We start from the raw sequence: 16516 nt of genomic DNA, 5'->3' as shown, positions 1-16516 counted from the left end.
GCGAGAGTTCCGTGCGTGCACCAGGACAGGAATCCAGATTCAGGCCTCGACGACCCGACCACCGCCGAGGGCGTCGCCGACGCCGGAGACCTCGGATACAGCAAGACGCTCCAGCCGCGGCACATCAGCATGATCGCGATCGGCGGGGCGATCGGCACCGGTCTGCTCTACGGCGCGGGCGGCAATCTCGCCAAGGCCGGGCCCGCGCTCGCCATCGCCTATCTCGTGTGCGGGGTGTTCGCCTTCTTCGTCGTGCGGGCGCTGGGCGAACTGGTGGTGCACAGACCGTCGTCCGGTTCGTTCGTGAGTTACGCGCGCGAGTTCCTCGGCGAGCAGGGCGCGTTCGCGGCGGGCTGGATGTACGTCCTGCAGTGGTCGACGGCGGGAATGGCGGACATCACGGCGGCCGCGGTCTATGTCCATTACTGGTCGCTGTTCACCTCGGTGCCGCAGTGGGTGCTCGCGGCGATCGCCCTGGCAATCGTGCTCACGGTCAATCTGATCTCGGTGAAGGCCTTCGGCGAGATGGAGTTCTGGTTCGCGATCGTCAAGGTCGCCGCGCTGATCATCTTCCTGCTGATCGGGATCTACTTCCTCGTCTCGCGCGAGCCGATCGACGGGCACGCGGCGGGTGTCTCCCTGATCGCCGACAACGGCGGCATGTTCCCGCTGGGCATCTGGCCGGTCGTGCTGATCACCCAGACCGTGATCTTCGCCTACGCGGCCGTGGAGATGGTCGGCGTGACGGCGGGCGAGACCGCCGATCCGGCGACCGTCGTGCCGCGGGCGGTGAACTCGATCATGTGGCGGGTGGCGATCTTCTACGTCGGCTCGGTCGTGATGCTGACGCTGCTGCTGCCCTGGACCTCGTACTCGGCGAACGAGAGCCCGTTCGTGACCGTGCTGTCGAAGATCGGGGTGCCGTCGGCGGGCGGCATCATGAACCTGGTGGTGCTGACCGCCGCGCTGTCGTCGCTCAACTCCGGGCTCTACACGACCGGCCGCATCCTGCGCTCGATGTCGATGGCGGGCTCGGCGCCGTCCTTCACCGCGCGGATGAGCCGCAGCCATGTCCCGTACGGCGGGATCCTGCTGGTGGCGGTGGTGGCGCTGCTCGGTGTCGCGCTGAACGCGTGGCTGCCCGACAAGGCCTTCGAGATCGTCACCAACATCTCTTCGCTGGGCGTGATCTCCACCTGGTCGATGATCATGATCTGTCATCTGCTGTTCGTGCGGCGCGCGAAGCAGGGCCTGGTGCACCGGCCGGCGTTCCGGCTGTGGGCGTCGCCGTGGATCGAGCTGTCGACGGTCGCCTTCCTGCTCGCGGTCGTCGTGATGATGTGGTTCGACACGGACGGCGCGGGCCGGGACACGGTCCTCACCCTGATCCCGATCGCGGCCGCGCTGCTGATCGGCTGGTACGCGGTGCGCAGGCGGGTCCACCGGATCGCCTCGGAACGCGAGGCGCCGCCGGTGGACCCGCTGCGGTAGTGACTAGCGCTGGCGCTTCCAGGGGCCGGTGATGGCGAGCATGATGCCGGGCGTCTGGATGTTGGCGAACAGCGTGCGTCCGTCGGGCGAGAAGGTGACGCCGGTGAACTCGCTGTACTCCGGGTCGTCCGCGGAGCCGATGTTCAGCTCGTTGCGCGCGATCGGGTACGTACGGCCCTTCTCGGTCGCGCCGAACAGGTGCTGGACGCCCTCGCCGTCCTCGGCGATGACCAGACCGCCGTAGGGCGAGACGGTGATGTTGTCCGGGCCGTCGAAGGCGCCGTCGACCGACGGGTCCGGGTTGACGCCGAGCAGCACCTTCAGGGTGAGGGTGCGGCGCTTGGGGTCGTAGAACCAGACCTGGCCGTCGTGCTGGACGGGGCTCTCGGTGCGGGCGAAGGAGGAGACGATGTACGCGCCGCCGTCACCCCACCACATGCCCTCCAGCTTGCGGGCGCGGGTGACCTCGCCGTCCTTGAACTGCTTGCGGGTGGAGACCGTCTTGGCGTCGCGGTCGGGGACCTCGACCCAGTCCACGCCGTAGACCGTGCCGATCTTCGTGGCGCGGGAGAGGTCGTCGACGAACCGGCCGCCGGAGTCGAAGCACTTGAACGCCTGGAGGACGCCCGCGTCGTCGGCGAGGGTGCGCAGGCGACCGCGGCCGTGCTTGAAGCCGTGCGGCGGCACCCAGCGGTACAGCAGCCCGTTGGGGCTCGCGGCGTCCTCGGTGAGCAGGGCGTCGCCGCGCTTGGGGTCGATGACGACGGCCTCGTGGGCGTACCGGCCGAGCGCCTTGACCGGCTTGGGCGAGCGGTTGGCGCGGCGGTCGGCGGGGTCGACCTCGAAGACGTAGCCGTGGTCCTTGGTGAATCCCTTGGAGCCGGCCTTGTCCTCGGTCTCCTCGCAGGTCAGCCAGGTGTTCCAGGGGGTGGAGCCGCCCGCGCAGTTGGTGGCGGTACCGGCGATGCCGACCCACTCGGCGACCTCGCCGCCGCGGCGCACCTCGACGACCGTGCAGCCGCCGGCCGCGCCGGTGTCGTACACGAGTCCCTCGGTGAGCGGCACCGGGTGCGGCCAGTCGGCGCGGGCGCCGGCCAGCTCGTGGTTGTTGACGAGGAGCGTGGTGCCGCGCGGGCCCTCGAAGGTGGCGGTGCCGTCGTGGTTGGACGGGGTGAACTCGCCGGACTCCAGCCTGGTCTTCCCGCTGTAGGTGATGACCTTGTACGAGAAGTGGGCGGGCAGCGCGAGGAGCCCGGCCGGGTCGGGGATCAGCGGGCCGTAGCCGACGCCGTGCTCGTGTCCGTGCTCGTGACCGTGGTCGTCGTCGTGGTCGTGACCGTGGTCCGTGGCCGCGAGCGCGTTCGGCGCGGTGGCGAGGGCGCCGACGGAGCCGGCCAGGGCGACTCCGGCACCGGTGGCCGCGGAGCGTCTGGCGAAGTCCCTGCGAGTGAGCGACATGTGGCTGTCTCCCGTGATGATGGTGTGGCGGGGGGCGGGCCTGTTTCGGCCACACGTTCTCGCTCGCGTATAAACGGCGGTTGAACACCGTCCTAAGCCGAGGGGCTCCCTTTCATGACTTCAGTGAACCTGCCGGAATCCGGACGGCGCGTGCTCGTGAGCGGCGCCTCGCGCGGCCTGGGGCGCGCGCTGGCGCAGGCGTTCGCGGCGGGCGGCGACCGGGTGGCCGTGCATTACGGCTCCCGCGAGGCCGAGGCGCGCGCCACCCTCGACTCGCTCCCCGGCACCGGGCACGTGCTCGTCGGGGGCGATCTGTCCGACCCGGCCGGCACCGCGTCGATCGCCGAGCGGGCGGCCGAGGGACTCGGCGGCATCGACGTCCTCGTCAACAACGCGGCCGTGAACCTTCCGCACCCGCCCGCCACCACCTCGTACGAGGAGTGGTCGGAGCTGTGGCAGCGGCATGTGGCGGTGAATCTGCTCGGCACCGCGAACCTCAGCCATCTGGCCGCCCGGCGCATGATCGAGCAGGGCACGGGGGGCCGGATCGTGAACGTCGGGTCGCGCGGCGCCTTCAAGGGCGAGCCCGACCACCCGGCGTACGGGGCGACGAAGGCCGCCGTGCACGCGCTCGGGCAGTCCCTCGCGGTCGCGCTCGCGCCGCACGGAATCGGGGTGGCGTCGGTGGCGCCCGGGTTCATCGAGACGGAGCGGGTCGCGCACCGGCTGACCGACGAGGTGCGGGCGCAGAGCCCGTTCGGCCGGGTCGCCTCGGTGGAGGAGATCGCCGGGGCGGTGCTGTGGCTGGCGTCGCCCGGGGCGCAGTGGGCCTCGGGAACCGTCCTGGACCTCAACGGCGCCTCCTATCTGCGGACCTGACGGATCTGACAGCGCTTTCCCGCAGACATCGGAAGAATCTTCGTAAAGAAGGTCAACAGGCGCATCTCCTACGTAAACCCAAGATTTCACGCAGAACGGCTTGACCACCTTTCCGTGCGGCAATAGACAGTCCCTACCTGCATCACCGCATCACCCGTCGAGGGGGTGGCGAGCCGAGTGGACGCACGTCGGGCGCGCGGCCTCCATGAGAGCCGGCTGATGAAGCTGGCCAATGTCACCGGAGTCGGGATCGGGAGGGACGAGCACTCGGGGGCGGACGTGATCGTCGTCTTCGTCACCCGCAAAGTGCCCCGTGACCGGCTTCCCGCGGACGACGTGGTTCCCCAGGAGCTCGACGGCGTACCGGTGCGCGTGCTCGCGATCGGCGACGTCCGCGCCCAGGACGAGACACCCGGCGAGCGCTGACCGGCTCCGGGGGACCCCCGCATGCATGTGCAGTCAGGGGAAGAGGTGGTCTGGCGTGAGCCAGCCCGAATTGATGCGAGGACCCGCCGGCGGTCAGCTCAGCGACAGCTCCCGCCAGCAGGCACAGAACGACTTCCTGCGGCGCGAACAGCCGCTGGCCAATGTGGTCGGCTACGGCCACGGCGTGAAATGGGTCGACGGCCGGCCCACCGGTGAACCGGCCGTCCTGGTCTTCGTGACCCAGAAAGTGCCCGAATCCATGCTGCCCGAGCGGGATGTGATCCCGCATCAGATGGACGACGGCACCCCCACCGACATCGTGGCCGTCGGCCAGATCTCCGCCCAGCGGCGGCAGAGCAGGCCGGGCGCCGGACCGCACCAGCAGGAAGGTGTCGGCTACGGGCCCGACGGCGGCGTCGGCCAGCAGCTCGGCGGCCTGAGCCAGCCGCTCCTGGAGGAGCTGGGCGGCCTCGCGACCTTCGAGCCGCAGGTCCTGGTCCGCCGGATGCGCCCGTGCCCGGCCGGCTTCTCGGTCGGCAACGTGGCCATCACCGCGGGCACGCTGGGCAGCGTCGTCTACGACTTCCTGCCGGGCGCCACCGTGGACCCGCCGGGGCCCGGCCTCGGCACCCCGGCCAAGTTCTACATCCTCTCCAACAACCATGTGCTCGCCGACTCCAACCGGGCGCAGCTGGGCAGCGTCATCGTGCAGCCCGGCACGTTCGACGGCGGCACCAGCCCCGCGGACCGGATCGCGACGCTGTCCCGGTTCATCACCATCCAGTTCGCCCCGCAGACGCCGCTCGACCAGCAGAACAACGTGGTCGACTGCGCGCTCGGCGAGGTCCAGTTCCAGGACGCCACGCGCGAGCAGTACTTCAGCGGAGCGCCGCGGGCCTGGCGCCGCAAGGCCAATGTCGCGGTCGGCGACCTCGTGAAGAAGACGGGCCGCACGACGAACATCTCCTTCGGCCGGATCATCGCGGTCGACGCGACGATCGACGTCAACTACGGCACCGCCGGCACGGCCCGCTTCAAGGACCAGGTCCTCACCACGAACATCTCGGCCGGCGGCGACTCCGGCTCCCTGGTGACGTCCCTCGACAATGTCGCGGTGGGCCTGCTGTTCGCCGGTTCCTCGCAGGTCACGGTCGCCAACCACATCGAGAACGTCCGCGCGCTGCTGCGCGTCGAGATCGCCGAGCAGCTGGCATAGGGGGTGACGTCATGACCACTCAGGCACGCAGGCAGAAGAGCCAGTCCCGCACCGAGCACCGGTTCCACAACCCGCAGGGCGCGGAGGTCAAGACCCGCGACGAGGCGTTCGCCGCGCAGGCCGACGTGTCCGCCGAGGCGGTGTCGGTCGACTGCAAGCTGGAGCTGAACAACGGGCAGGTCACCTTCGCCCTCACCGCGAAGGTCAATCCGAACACGCATCCCTACGTGGTGACCGGGGGTCAGATCACGTCCGGGATCTGCGGGGCCCCGTGGGACATCACGGGCGGCTTCATCGGCGACTCGATCCGGATCGACGCCAAGCGGGCCGGTCAGGGCTCCTGCGCGAACACGATCACGATCGTCGGGGAGTACCAGAATCCGCCGGCGTACCGGGGCACGTACGGCTTCGACGGGGCGACGTCGTCCTTCAAGCACACGACGCGCTATCTCGGCTAGCGACCACCAGGGCGGGCCGGAGCATCCCGGGCCCCGGCCCGCCCGTGCCCGTCCTTCGACCGCGGGCCCGGTGGGGGCTGGTCGCGCAGTTCCCCGCGCCCCTGAAGGCATGCGCTACGCGCGCCTTCCCCTGGGCGAGCGAAGCTCGCTCCCAGGGGCGCGGGGAACTGCGCGAGAAGCGGCCACCGGCCGGCACCCGACGACGAACCCCGTGGGGCAGACGCAGATCTGTCAGGGGCGCGGGGAACTGCGCGACCAGCCCCCACCGGCCGTCAGCCGACCGACAACCACCCCTACTGCGCCGCTGAGCGAGCCTTGAAGGCAGCCTTGCGCGCCTCCTTGGCAACCTTCTTGTCGGGGTGCAGCCGCCCCATGGCCTCCAGAACATCCGGCGTCGCAGGATGTTCCACCCGCCACGCCGCCGCGAAGAACCCGCTGTGCTGCGCCGCAAGCCCCTCCACCAGCGCCTGAAGCTCGTCCGAGTTCCCCTCCAGGGAGAGCTGCGCCGCGATGGTGTCGACGGTGAGCCAGAAGACCAGGTCCTCCGAGGGCGCGGGCACATCGGCGAACCCGTGCTCGGCGAGCCAGACCCGGGCAAGACCCCCGAGTTCGGGATCGTCGAGCACCTCCCGGAGCGCGGGCTCGGCCTCGGCCCCGACCAGGGACAGCGCCTGCTGACACCGCAGCCTGCGCAACGGCGCGCCTTCGTCGGCCCCCCGCGCCGCCGCCAGCAACTCCCGCGCCGCGCCCAGCGGTTCACGCCGTGCGACCCACTGCTCGATCTCGGCCTGGGCGGCCGCCTGCGGGAACCCGGACGTGCTGTCCAGGAGCACGTCGGCGCCCTTGTCCGCGAGATCGCCGACGGCCGGCGCGTCCACCCCGGCCTCCAGCATCCGCGCCCGGATCCCGTACAGGCCGAGCGGAGTGAGCCGCACCATGCCGTAGCGGGAGACGTCGGAGTCGTCGACCGGCTCGGCCGCCTCGGCCGCCTCGTCGATGTCTGCCATCAGCGCCTCGTCGACCGGCTGGAACTCCACGAGCCCGACCGGGCCGAGCAGCCGGAACTGGTCGTCGAGCCGCATCATCGCGTCCGACACCTGCTCCAGGATGTCGTCGGTGGGCTCCCCCATGTCGTCGGGGACGATCATCGACGCGGCGAGCGCGGGCAGCGGCACGGGCCCGTCGCCCGCGCCGCCCTCGGCGACGGTCAGCAGATACAGATTGCCGAGGACGCCCTCCAGGAACTCGGACTCCGCCTCGGGGTCCCAGTCGAGCTGCGAGAAGTCGATCTCGCCGGAGCCCCCTTCGAGGTCCATGGCGTCGACCAGGTCGTCCAGGTCCGGCACGGAGGCGTCGGCCAGGACGCTGTCGAGCGCGCCGAGCCACAGGCCGAGGACGTCGGCCGGGCCGCCGGAGGTGAGCACACCCAGCTCGTCGCCGACGGTGACGGTGCCCTCCTCCTCGTCGACGATCTCCACGAGCCCCGTGTCGACGGCGATGCGCCACGCCTCGCTCGCGTACGCGACGGCCTCGCCGTCGTCGTCACCGGTGCCGGAGAGTCCCAGTTCGGCAGCGGCGGCGGGCAGCTGCTCCTCGACGAGTTCGCCGCCCGCGCCGACCCGGGTGTCGGGTCCGGCCCAGCGCGCGAGCTGCACCGCGCGCGACAGCAGGGGGGTGGCAAGGGCGTCCCGCGCCAGCTCCGCTTCGGCGGGCAGCCGCACCGGCGGCAGGGGGGAGCTGTCTGACATCGGCTGGTTCTCCTCGGGCCGTACAAGAGTCATACGTTGCGACGGCTCAGCGTAGACGGATTTGACCCTTTGCCGCCCAGTTCATGTACCCGTCAGGTTTCGCTCGCCTGTGGGACACCCGGAAAACCTTGACAACTCCCCTGCCCAGGAAAGAGATTGACGCGCGTAGACGTAGACGTAGAAACGGACGGGGCCCGTGCCCCGCCCGCTCACGCTCCACCCTCGTCCCGGCGCTCGCCACACGCACGCCCCCGGAGGCATCCCTTGTCGAGCAGATCCGTATCGTCCGTATCGCCCGTGCACTCCGCGCGTACCCGTTCGCGGCTGGCCGCGCTCGCCGTCGCCACCGCGTGCTGCGCGACCTACGCGGTCGTGGTGACGGCCCCCGCGCACGCCGCCGCGGTCGCCATCCACGACATCCAGGGCAGCACCCGCGTCTCCCCGCTCGCCGGCCAGGCGGTCACGGACGTCGCCGGTGTGGTGACCGGTGTCCGCACGTACGGCTCGTCCAAGGGGTTCTGGTTCCAGGACCCGAACCCGGACGCGGACCCCGCCACCAGTGAGGGCGTCTTCGTCTTCACCAGCTCCACCCCGACCGTCAAGGCCGGTGACGCGGTGACCGTCTCCGGCACGGTCACCGAGTACGTGCCGGGCGGCGCCGCGTCCGGAAACCAGTCGCTCACGGAGATAACCAAGCCGACGGTGACGGTCGTCTCGTCCGGCAACGCGGTCCCGGTGACGACGATCAGCGCGAAGTCGGTCCCGGACGCGTACACCGCGACGGGCGACAGCGCCGCGAACGGTTCGGTCAACGGGCTGACGCTCCAGCCGAAGAAGTACACCCTGGACTACTACGAGTCCCTGGAGGGCCAGAACGTCCGGATCGGCTCGTCGCGGGTGGTGACCGCGTCGGACCCGTACACCGAGCTGTGGGTCACGGTGAAGCCGCACGAGAACGCGACGAAGCGCGGCGGTTCCCGCTACGGCTCGTACACCTCGCAGAACTCGGGCCGGCTCCAGGTCCAGTCGCTCGGCGCGACCGCCGACTTCCCGACGGCCGATGTCGGTGACGTCCTGACCGGCACCACCGAGGGCCCGCTCGACTACAACTCGTTCGGCGGATACACGCTCGTGGCGCGGGAGTTGGGCAGCCTGAAGAAGTCGGGGCTGACCCGCGAGACGACCCGCGCGCAGAAGTCGGGCGAGCTGGCCGTGGCGACGTACAACGTCGAGAACCTCGACCCGGGCGACGCCACCTTCGAGGAGCACGCCGCCGCCATCGTCGACAACCTGCGCTCGCCCGACATCGTGTCCCTGGAGGAGATCCAGGACAACAACGGCGCGACGAACGACGGCACCGTCGCCGCCGACGTGACGGTGGGCAAGCTGATCGACGCGATCGTCGCGGCGGGCGGCCCGCGCTACGAGTGGCGCTCCATCGACCCGGTGAACAACGCGGACGGCGGCGAGCCCGGCGGCAACATCCGGCAGGTGTTCCTGTTCAACCCGGAGCGGGTGTCCTTCACCGACCGCGCGGGCGGCGACGCGACGACGGCGGTCGGCGTGACGCGCGCGGGGAAGAACAAGGCCGCGCTCACCGCCTCCCCCGGCCGGATCGACCCGGCGAACACCGCCTGGACGAACAGCCGCAAGCCGCTCGCGGGCGAGTTCACCTTCCGCGGCAGGACCGTCTTCGTCATCGCCAACCACTTCGCGTCGAAGGGCGGCGACCAGGGCCTGACCTCGCAGTACCAGCCGCCGACGCGCAGCTCCGAGACGCAGCGCCACGCGCAGGCGACCTCCGTGAACTCCTTCGTGAAGGACATCCTCAAGGTCCAGAAGGACGCCGACGTGATCACGCTCGGCGACATCAACGACTTCGAGTTCTCGGGGACGGCGAAGCTCCTGGAGGACGGCGGCGCGCTCTGGTCGGCGATCAAGTCGCTGCCGAAGAGCGAGCGCTACACGTACGACTACCAGGGCAACAGCCAGGTCCTGGACCAGATCCTGGTCAGCCCCTCGATCAGGAAGGGCTCGTTCGCGTACGACAGCGTGCACATCAACAGCGAGTTCCACGACCAGATCAGCGACCACGACCCGCAGGTGCTGCGCCTGCGGCCGTGACCTCCGGGTCCGCCCGGCTCAGCTGAAGACCGCCGTGAGCCAGGCGCTCCAGTCGGCCGTGTTCCGCTCGGCGTCGGCGTCCGGCGCGAAGTCGTGGACGGTGATGCCGACCGGGGCGCCCCAGCGGCCCCGGCCGAAGACGCGGTAGAGCGCGCTGTCGGTGCGCAGGCCGATGAACCAGTCGTTGCGGTAGTCGAGAACAGTGTCCAGGGTCGTGCCGTCCGGGCCCTGGACCCGGACCCGCGCACCCGCCGCGGCGCCGTCGGGCAGGTTCAGCGCACGGCCCACGGCGGTGAGCGCGTCCCCGTTCGCCGAGGTCACCGGGCCGTCGAGGGTGGCGAAGGCGGCCGTGCGGCCCGCGAAGTGCGTGACGTACTGGCGCAGCGTGTGCAGATAGAAGTCGGTGTGCTTGTCGGCGCCGTCGTAGTAGTCGTCCCAGTTGTCGACGAAGATGCCGCTGTGCACGTAGCGCACCCAGGAGCGGGCGCCGCCGTCCCGGGCCTCGATCGTGTAGTCGAGCTGGTTGCTCGTCTGGAACGGGGGCAGCGCGTCCGGGTCGTCGGAGCGGACGGTGAGCCGGTTCGGCGGGTCCCACACGGTCAGTACGGAGTTGAAGGGGCCCGCGCCGCCCTGCTTCGGCTCGTACTCCATGGGCCACTGCCAGCCGTCGGTGTGCCGGGTGACGGCGTCCCAGACCTGCTCGGGCGAGGCGCCCACCTCGAACTCGCGGGGGATCTCGAACTCTTTGCCGTTGTCCGCCTTCTCGGCGTGCCGCTTCTCGTCAGCCATGGCCTGTCACTCCGTCAATTCCTGGTTGCTGGTGGGCAGTCGGGGTTCCTCGTCACGGACCTTGGGGTGCAGGGCGATCACCAGGCGGTGGTCGCGCCCGTCGGCGGCATCCGCCGCGTGGTACTTGCGGATCAGCCCTTCGACGCCCTGGGTCAGCTCCGCCACGAACGCCGCCCGGTCGGCGGCGGACGCGAACCGCACCTCGCCGTCGAGCGCGAACGTCGCCAGCCGCTTGCGGGCTCTCGCGGCGCCGGTGAGCAGCGCGCCCATGTCCCGCAGCAGGCGGGCGGCGAGCGCGATCAGCCAGTGTGCGGAGAGCCGGTCGCGGTCCCGGTCGGGGTCGGGCTGCACCGCGCCGAGCGCCCCGGGCGAGATCACGTACGACGCCGCGCTCGCCCGCATCAGCCGCTCGGTCACATTGCCCTTGCGCCGCTCGCCCGCCAGCTCGATCAGGCCGTGCTTCTCCAGCGTCTTCAGGTGATAGTTCACCTTCTGTCGCGGCAGGCCGACCTTGGGCGCCAGCATCGCCGCGGACGCGGGCCCCGCGGCGAGCTCGGCCAGCAGCCGGGCGCGTACGGGGTCGAGCGAGACCGCGGCGGCGGCCGGATCCTCGATGACGGTGACGTCGAACATGACTCCACCGTCGCACCGAAAACATTTTTTGTCCAGACGGGGATTCTGTTCGGAGTGACCGGTTCGGCGGCCGGGGCCACGCCGGCCCGGTCACCGCGCCTCCGGTCCGTTCACCGCGTCTCCGGCCCGCCTCCGCCCTGCGCCTCACCGAGCCGGCCCAGCTGCCCCTGGAACCAGTCGAGGCGGGCCTGAAGCAGGGCCGCCTCGGCGACCAGCTCGGGCATGCCGACCAGGTCATCGGCGCCCTGGGCGCCGGGGGCGGCGACGACCTTCAGCCCCTGTCCCGCGAGGTCGGCGAACGTGGCGAGGGTCCAGCGGGCCCGGCCGCCCACACAGCCGCCGCACGCCGCTTCGAGGGCCCGCTGGCCGTCGCGCCCCCATCCGGCGTCGGCGAGCACCGAGGCCGCCGCGCCGCACGGGCACGGCCCCACGGTCATGGTGCGCACCCGCTGCCGGGCGTAGCGGAAGCCCCGCTCGAACCGGATGTAGTGGCCGAGGACGGAGACTTCGAGCAGCACCGTCTTGCGGTGCTCGGCGAGCACCGCGAGCCCCTCGGCGACGGCACGTTCGTGCACACAGTGGAACCCGCAGTCGCAGCGCCGGTGGGGCACGCGGTGCCGCCGCCCGTACACGCACCGCGCCTCGTCGAGCACTCCGTAGGGCGCGGCGGCGCCGAGCGAGACGCCCAGGAAACCGGCGCGCCCACCGTCCGTGTGGAGCACGGGGTGGGCGATCTTGAATCCGGTGGGCGGCTGCTTCGGGCTCTCCTCGGGGAGCCGCAGTCTCATCGGACGGCCGGCACCTCGATGGGCTCCGGCGCACCGGCCTCGGCCGTCGACTCCCGCTTGTCCACGATGACTTCGCGCTCCGCGGCGACCTCGGCGGCCTCCCGCGGCGCTTCCTCGGCGATCCCGGTGGCGAGTGCCTTGCCCAGCCTCATGGTGCCTCCCCTGAACGGCCTGCGAGCTACGCCTTCATGGTGGCGCATACTGGGCGATTTGGCAGCAGGGCCTCAGATCTCCTCGGTGAGCAGTGCTGCCAGCCGTCCGGCGAGCTCCACGATGCCGTCCCGGTCGAGACCGGCGCGCTCGCGGCCGGGGCCGTGCCGCAGCGCCCAGAACGTGGCCTGGACTGCGTGGAGTTGGCACCAGCGCCGGACGCGGTCGCGGTCGAGTCCGGCGGCGTCGGCGAAGATGTCCATGCTGCGCCGGACGGCCCTGGCGAGGTCGTCCTCCGCCAGAAGGAAGAGCAGGTGTGCCTTGATGGCCGTACCCGCGTCGTAGGCGGGGTCGCCCGCGCACCCCTTCGGGTCGACGGCCAGCCAGGGTTCGCGCTCGGCGCGCAGGATGTTCCTGGCGTGCAGGTCGCCGTGGACGAGGAGATCGGGCTGGGCGCGCCCGAGATCGCGCACGCTCTCGACGGCGGCCGCCACCACCCGTGACGGCAGGGGATGCGCCAACTCGGCCGCATTTGCAAGTAGTTGTGCCTCCCACTCGTCGGCACGGTCCCGCAGCCGGGGCAGTTCCGGCGGCGCGGGCACGGCGAGCCGGTGACTGAGGCGGCCCGCGACGGTCATCATCGTGTCGGGGTCGCCGCACTCGGCGAGGGTCGTCCCGGCCACCCGTTCCAGGAGCATCGCGAACCGGTCGTCGGCGCGCTCGCGGAGCCGGACGGCCCCGCGCCCGTCCCACACCTCGAAGGCGTCGGGCTCATGGACGTTGCCGTGGTGCGGGAACGACACCTTCAGGGCCGCGGGCGTCCCGTCCCCGCGCCGCACGGGCACGATGACCCCGACTCCGCCGTGCAGCACACCACCGTCGGGCACGCACTGCCACCGCTCCAGCAACTGGTCGACGATATAAGGCAGTTCGGCGATCCAAGCCGCTCCGCTCGCCCCTTCACGGGCGACGGTCCCGCGCGCGAACGCCTCCGGCACTTCGATCATCCGGGAACCCTATGTCAGCCGCGCACAGCGCGTACTCGTCGGCCACGATCGCCTCGGCGACCACGACCGCCCGCTCGCCGGCGAGCCGCAGCCCGGCCTGCGAGTACGGCGGTGGCGCCGGACGCCTGCGCCGCCACCAGGCCGCGCCGGCCGCGTAGATCCCACTCGCGCACATCAGCGCGGGCATGGTCAGGGCAAGGACCACGTCTCGCACCAGAACCCCTCTTCGAACCGCGTGACCCACATGAACCGCGTGAACCACATCAACTCAGAACACCTGCTGTGCAGTTCATCGGATTCCGGCCGACCCCCCTGAAGAACTCTTTCGGGCCAAAACGCGGCTAGAACCGGCCAAGTCAACACGAAATATCGCATCACTCTTCTCTCACTTAAGCGATGCTTCACGACACCTCGTAGCAGATTTAAGTGGAGCTTCACCGTCGGGCGGCCGAAACTGCACCTATGAACACCCGCGCCCCGCAAAGCCCCCGCAGCCCGTTCGGCCGCGCCCTGTGCGCCATGGTCACCCCCTTCACCGACGACGGCGCCCTGGACCTGAGCGCCGCGCAGCGCCTGGCCGACCGGCTGGTGACCGAGGGCTGCGAAGGGCTCGTGCTGTCCGGCACCACCGGGGAGTCCCCCACCACGACGGACGCCGAGAAGACGGACCTGGTGCGGGCGGTGCGCGAGGCGGTCGACGGCCGCGCCACGGTCCTCGCGGGCATCGGCACGTCCGACACCCGGCACACCCTCTCCCTGGCACGACAGGCCCAACAAGCAGGGGCGGAAGGCCTGTTGGCGGTCACCCCGTACTACAGCAGGCCGCCGCAGGACGCCGTCGAGGCGCACTTCCGCGCGCTTGCCGACGCCGTCGACGTACCCGTGATGCTGTACGACATCCCGGGCCGCACCGGCACCCGGATCGAGCCGGAGACCATGATCCGGCTCGCCGCGCATCCCCGGATCGTCGCCGTGAAGGACTGCGCGTACGACCTGCTCGGAACCCAGAAGGTCATGGCCGCCACCGATCTGGCGTACTACACGGGCTGCGACGAGTACGTCCTCGCGCTGTACGCGCTGGGCGGCGCCGGATACGTCTCGACGGTCGCGAACGCCGTCCCCCGCGCCTTCCGCGCGATCGTCGACGCCCACGACGCGGGCGACACCGCCGAAGCCGCCCGCCGCCAGCGGCTGACCGTGCCGCTGACGGAGGCGGCGATGAACGCGGGGCTGCCCGGCACCGTCACCGTGAAGGCCCTCCTGGCCGCACTCGGCCTGCCGGGCGGCGGCCCGGTCCGGGCACCCCTGCGGCCCGCCGGCCACGAGGTGACCGACGGGCTGCTCCGGGCTTACGACGCGTTGGTCAGCGCGTCGTGAACTCGGGGCTCCAGCGTCCGGGATAGTCGTCCGACGCCTTGCGGAAGTCGCTGAGCGCGACGGCCTTCTTGCTGCCGAGGGTGACCAGCAGCAGCTGGTTGTGGAACTCCCCCTTGCCGTTGCACTTCTTGGGGTCACAGCCCCAGGCGACGAGCCGCTTGTCGTCGGCCCAGGCGAGCAGTTGCTGCGCGGGCAGCTTCTCGACGAGCTTGCCGGTCCTGGCGTCGTTCACCGCGACGGCGATCGTGTTGCCGCTGCCCGCGAAGTCACCGGCGACGAGCTTGCCGTTCGGTGAGAGCCCCGCCTCGACGAACCATTGGGTGTACTTCTCGTTGCCCGGCACGGCCGCCTTGCGGCCCTTCAGATCGAAGTACTGCTCCGGCACCCCGCCCGTCATGACCCCGGCGTGCACGAGCCTGCCGGTCGGGCTGAACGCGAAGTCCTGGCGGGCGTTGGTGTCCTTGTTCTCCGTGACCCGGTGCCAGTCGCCGCGCCCCGTGCCGACGTCGAGGATCGCGAAACCGGTCCTCGACGACTCGAAGCTCAGCCCCGGCATGGTCTTGCCGCTGCCGTCGTCGACCTCGACCTCCTTGTAGAGGTGGTCCGGGTTCTTGCCGTAGGTGGTGGCGACGAGTTTGTTGCCGTCCGGTGAGAACGCGATCCCGGCGACCCCCTGTTTCACCGGGATCCAGCGCGTCACCTTGTTCGTAGCGAGGTCGAGAAGACCGACCCGCTCGGCCGGCAGTTTCTGCTCCAGGACGGCGGCCGTGCGCATGCCCGGCGCGACGGTGAGCCAGGACCACTTCGTGGTCTTGCGGTACGTCCTGGTCGTGGGGTCGAACACCCCGTACGTCCGCTTGAGTTCGCCGTCGCCGTTCTTGAACACGACCTGCTTGGTCGTGGAGAACGACGCGAGAGCGGTCCGACCGGCCGCGATCACGTCCTTGGGCGGTGACTGGTCCGGGTGCGCGATGACATCGGCGGGGCCGATCACGTCCATGGGCCTGGTGTCCTCGCCGCCACCGGTACGCGGCACCACCACGGCTGCGGCGACCACGGCGGTGACGGCCACCGCCGCGGCCACGGCGGCGCGGGTGCGCCGCCTGCGCCGCGTCACGAACACCCGGTCGGCGAGGTCGACGGGCGCGGGTCCGACATCGGCCGCCTGTTCGCGCAGCGCCTCCTTGAGCAGTTCGTCGACGTTCACGGGCGCACCTCCACGGGCGTGTAGTCGCGGGACGGCGGCTGCTCGGCCTCGGCCCGGCCGAACCCGGCCAGGTCGGGCACGAGGCCGCGCAGCTTGGCCAGGGAGCGGTGGGTGGTGGAGCGCACGGTTCCCACCGAGACGCCGAGGAGACGGGCCACGTCCGCCTCGGGCAGGTCCTCGAAGTAACGCAGGACGAGAACGGTGCGCTGACGGGCGGTGAGCCGGCCGAGCGCCTCGCGCACGACGACCCGCAGTTCGGCCGAGGACGTACTCCCCTCACTTCCGACGCCGTCCGGCACCTCCCCGTAACTCACTTCTCTCTTGGGCCATTTGAGCCGCCAGCGGCCGATCTGCTGCCGGTAGAGGACCTGGCGCACATACGCCTCGGGATCCTCGACCCGGTTCCACTTCCCCGCGACCTTGATCAGCGCGTTCTGCAGCAGATCCTCGCCCGCGTGCCGGTCACCGCCGCTCAGCAGGACGGCCGTCTTCAGCAGCGCCGACGACCGGCTCGCCACGAACTCCCGGAAACTCTCCGCGTTCTGGTCGTGCACGCCATCCATCGTCACCTTCACTTCCCCCACCACCGTTGTGGTGCTCCTGACCTTGGTGACGCCTGTGAACGCCCCCCGCTATGCCGCCTCGCCGAAATTCTTTCCCCGTACACGAAACGGGCGGCCCCCCCCCGAGTTCCTGTGTGGGTCGCCCCTCGGAACCCCTTGGGTCAGTTTTTGTTTTTTCGAACCCCCTTCCGGCCGCCCCCCC

Annotated in this window: 17 protein-coding genes; 8 read left to right on the top strand and 9 right to left on the bottom strand. The window is 70.9% G+C overall.

Going from position 1 to position 16516, the window contains the following annotated elements; all coding sequences use genetic code 11:
* Positions 1 to 15: 15 nt before the first annotated feature.
* A complete protein-coding gene (locus tag ACFVDP_RS33240) occupies positions 16 to 1491 on the top strand; it encodes an amino acid permease (protein ID WP_383497901.1) in 1476 nt (491 codons plus the stop codon).
* Between the two features lie 3 nt (positions 1492 to 1494).
* On the opposite strand, the gene ACFVDP_RS33235 is transcribed toward ACFVDP_RS33240, so the two are convergent.
* A complete protein-coding gene (locus ACFVDP_RS33235) occupies positions 1495 to 2949 on the bottom strand; it encodes an alkaline phosphatase PhoX (RefSeq protein ID WP_383497899.1) in 1455 nt (484 codons plus the stop codon).
* Positions 2950 to 3063: 114 nt separating this feature from the next.
* On the opposite strand from ACFVDP_RS33235, the gene ACFVDP_RS33230 reads away from it, so the two are divergent.
* The 4 genes from ACFVDP_RS33230 to ACFVDP_RS33215 all read left to right on the top strand — a co-directional run bounded on the left by ACFVDP_RS33230 (position 3064) and on the right by ACFVDP_RS33215 (position 5928).
* A complete protein-coding gene (locus ACFVDP_RS33230) occupies positions 3064 to 3828 on the top strand; it encodes an SDR family NAD(P)-dependent oxidoreductase (RefSeq protein ID WP_383497897.1) in 765 nt (254 codons plus the stop codon).
* A gap of 219 nt (positions 3829 to 4047) precedes the next feature.
* On the top strand, positions 4048 to 4254 hold the full coding sequence (locus tag ACFVDP_RS33225; protein WP_383497895.1) for a hypothetical protein: 207 nt from the start codon (positions 4048 to 4050) through the stop codon (positions 4252 to 4254).
* Positions 4255 to 4327: 73 nt separating this feature from the next.
* On the top strand, positions 4328 to 5470 hold the full coding sequence (locus tag ACFVDP_RS33220) for a hypothetical protein (RefSeq protein ID WP_383498016.1): 1143 nt from the start codon (positions 4328 to 4330) through the stop codon (positions 5468 to 5470).
* An 11-nt stretch (positions 5471 to 5481) separates the two neighbouring features.
* Positions 5482 to 5928 carry a hypothetical protein gene (locus tag ACFVDP_RS33215; protein WP_383497893.1) on the top strand — a complete coding sequence of 149 codons (447 nt, stop codon included), beginning with the start codon at positions 5482 to 5484 and terminating at the stop codon, positions 5926 to 5928.
* A gap of 293 nt (positions 5929 to 6221) precedes the next feature.
* Here the strand turns inward: ACFVDP_RS33215 and ACFVDP_RS33210 are convergent, their stop codons facing one another.
* A complete protein-coding gene (locus ACFVDP_RS33210) occupies positions 6222 to 7676 on the bottom strand; it encodes a hypothetical protein (protein ID WP_383497890.1) in 1455 nt (484 codons plus the stop codon).
* Positions 7677 to 7973: 297 nt separating this feature from the next.
* Between ACFVDP_RS33210 and ACFVDP_RS33205 the strand changes: the two genes are divergently transcribed.
* Complete coding sequence (locus tag ACFVDP_RS33205) at positions 7974 to 9800, top strand: endonuclease/exonuclease/phosphatase family protein (protein ID WP_383497888.1); 1827 nt, start codon at positions 7974 to 7976, stop codon at positions 9798 to 9800.
* Positions 9801 to 9818: 18 nt separating this feature from the next.
* Here ACFVDP_RS33205 and ACFVDP_RS33200 read toward each other — a convergent pair whose 3' ends face one another.
* The 5 genes from ACFVDP_RS33200 to ACFVDP_RS33180 all read right to left on the bottom strand — a co-directional run bounded on the left by ACFVDP_RS33200 (position 9819) and on the right by ACFVDP_RS33180 (position 13167).
* Positions 9819 to 10589: an SRPBCC domain-containing protein gene (locus ACFVDP_RS33200; RefSeq protein ID WP_383497886.1), complete on the bottom strand. Its 771-nt coding sequence runs from the start codon at positions 10587 to 10589 to the stop codon at positions 9819 to 9821.
* Between the two features lie 6 nt (positions 10590 to 10595).
* Positions 10596 to 11222: an ArsR/SmtB family transcription factor gene (locus tag ACFVDP_RS33195; RefSeq protein ID WP_383497884.1), complete on the bottom strand. Its 627-nt coding sequence runs from the start codon at positions 11220 to 11222 to the stop codon at positions 10596 to 10598.
* 110 nt (positions 11223 to 11332) lie between these two features.
* Positions 11333 to 12010, bottom strand: a complete 678-nt coding sequence (locus tag ACFVDP_RS33190) for a hypothetical protein (RefSeq protein WP_383497882.1) — start codon at positions 12008 to 12010, stop codon at positions 11333 to 11335.
* Positions 12007 to 12162, bottom strand: a complete 156-nt coding sequence (locus tag ACFVDP_RS33185; protein ID WP_383497879.1) for a hypothetical protein — start codon at positions 12160 to 12162, stop codon at positions 12007 to 12009. Before ACFVDP_RS33185 ends, ACFVDP_RS33190 begins: the two co-directional genes overlap by 4 nt.
* A 72-nt stretch (positions 12163 to 12234) precedes the next feature.
* Positions 12235 to 13167, bottom strand: a complete 933-nt coding sequence (locus ACFVDP_RS33180) for an aminoglycoside phosphotransferase family protein (RefSeq protein WP_383497877.1) — start codon at positions 13165 to 13167, stop codon at positions 12235 to 12237.
* An 11-nt stretch (positions 13168 to 13178) separates the two neighbouring features.
* On the opposite strand from ACFVDP_RS33180, the gene ACFVDP_RS33175 reads away from it, so the two are divergent.
* Positions 13179 to 13325 carry a hypothetical protein gene (locus ACFVDP_RS33175; protein WP_383497875.1) on the top strand — a complete coding sequence of 49 codons (147 nt, stop codon included), beginning with the start codon at positions 13179 to 13181 and terminating at the stop codon, positions 13323 to 13325.
* Between the two features lie 304 nt (positions 13326 to 13629).
* Entirely contained in the window at positions 13630 to 14544 is a 915-nt protein-coding gene (gene dapA, locus ACFVDP_RS33170) for a 4-hydroxy-tetrahydrodipicolinate synthase (protein ID WP_383497873.1), read from the top strand.
* On the opposite strand, the gene ACFVDP_RS33165 is transcribed toward dapA, so the two are convergent.
* Entirely contained in the window at positions 14531 to 15751 is a 1221-nt protein-coding gene (locus tag ACFVDP_RS33165) for a WD40 repeat domain-containing protein (RefSeq protein WP_383497871.1), read from the bottom strand. The genes dapA and ACFVDP_RS33165 overlap by 14 nt on opposite strands.
* Positions 15748 to 16314 carry a SigE family RNA polymerase sigma factor gene (locus ACFVDP_RS33160; RefSeq protein WP_383498014.1) on the bottom strand — a complete coding sequence of 189 codons (567 nt, stop codon included), beginning with the start codon at positions 16312 to 16314 and terminating at the stop codon, positions 15748 to 15750. Before ACFVDP_RS33160 ends, ACFVDP_RS33165 begins: the two co-directional genes overlap by 4 nt.
* Positions 16315 to 16516: the final 202 nt, after the last annotated feature.

The organism is Streptomyces sp. NPDC057694, from assembly GCF_042799415.1.
Taxonomy (GTDB): domain Bacteria; phylum Actinomycetota; class Actinomycetes; order Streptomycetales; family Streptomycetaceae; genus Streptomyces.
The sequence above is the reverse complement of the archived record's forward strand: the minus strand, read 5'-3'. Positions and strand labels throughout refer to the sequence as shown.

What these genes read in the sequence shown, in the direction of transcription:
- ACFVDP_RS33235 (WP_383497899.1), bottom strand. Translation starts at nt 2,949, where the DNA reads ATGTCGCTCACTCGCAGGGACTTCGCCAGACGCTCCGCGGCCACCGGT.
- ACFVDP_RS33230 (WP_383497897.1), top strand. Translation starts at nt 3,064, where the DNA reads ATGACTTCAGTGAACCTGCCGGAATCCGGACGGCGCGTGCTCGTGAGC.
- ACFVDP_RS33225 (WP_383497895.1), top strand. Translation starts at nt 4,048, where the DNA reads ATGAAGCTGGCCAATGTCACCGGAGTCGGGATCGGGAGGGACGAGCAC.
- ACFVDP_RS33220 (WP_383498016.1), top strand. Translation starts at nt 4,328, where the DNA reads ATGCGAGGACCCGCCGGCGGTCAGCTCAGCGACAGCTCCCGCCAGCAG.
- ACFVDP_RS33215 (WP_383497893.1), top strand. Translation starts at nt 5,482, where the DNA reads ATGACCACTCAGGCACGCAGGCAGAAGAGCCAGTCCCGCACCGAGCAC.
- ACFVDP_RS33210 (WP_383497890.1), bottom strand. Translation starts at nt 7,676, where the DNA reads ATGTCAGACAGCTCCCCCCTGCCGCCGGTGCGGCTGCCCGCCGAAGCG.
- ACFVDP_RS33200 (WP_383497886.1), bottom strand. Translation starts at nt 10,589, where the DNA reads ATGGCTGACGAGAAGCGGCACGCCGAGAAGGCGGACAACGGCAAAGAG.
- ACFVDP_RS33195 (WP_383497884.1), bottom strand. Translation starts at nt 11,222, where the DNA reads ATGTTCGACGTCACCGTCATCGAGGATCCGGCCGCCGCCGCGGTCTCG.
- ACFVDP_RS33190 (WP_383497882.1), bottom strand. Translation starts at nt 12,010, where the DNA reads ATGAGACTGCGGCTCCCCGAGGAGAGCCCGAAGCAGCCGCCCACCGGA.
- ACFVDP_RS33185 (WP_383497879.1), bottom strand. Translation starts at nt 12,162, where the DNA reads ATGAGGCTGGGCAAGGCACTCGCCACCGGGATCGCCGAGGAAGCGCCG.
- ACFVDP_RS33180 (WP_383497877.1), bottom strand. Translation starts at nt 13,167, where the DNA reads ATGATCGAAGTGCCGGAGGCGTTCGCGCGCGGGACCGTCGCCCGTGAA.
- ACFVDP_RS33175 (WP_383497875.1), top strand. Translation starts at nt 13,179, where the DNA reads ATGTCAGCCGCGCACAGCGCGTACTCGTCGGCCACGATCGCCTCGGCG.
- dapA (WP_383497873.1), top strand. Translation starts at nt 13,630, where the DNA reads ATGAACACCCGCGCCCCGCAAAGCCCCCGCAGCCCGTTCGGCCGCGCC.
- ACFVDP_RS33160 (WP_383498014.1), bottom strand. Translation starts at nt 16,314, where the DNA reads ATGGATGGCGTGCACGACCAGAACGCGGAGAGTTTCCGGGAGTTCGTG.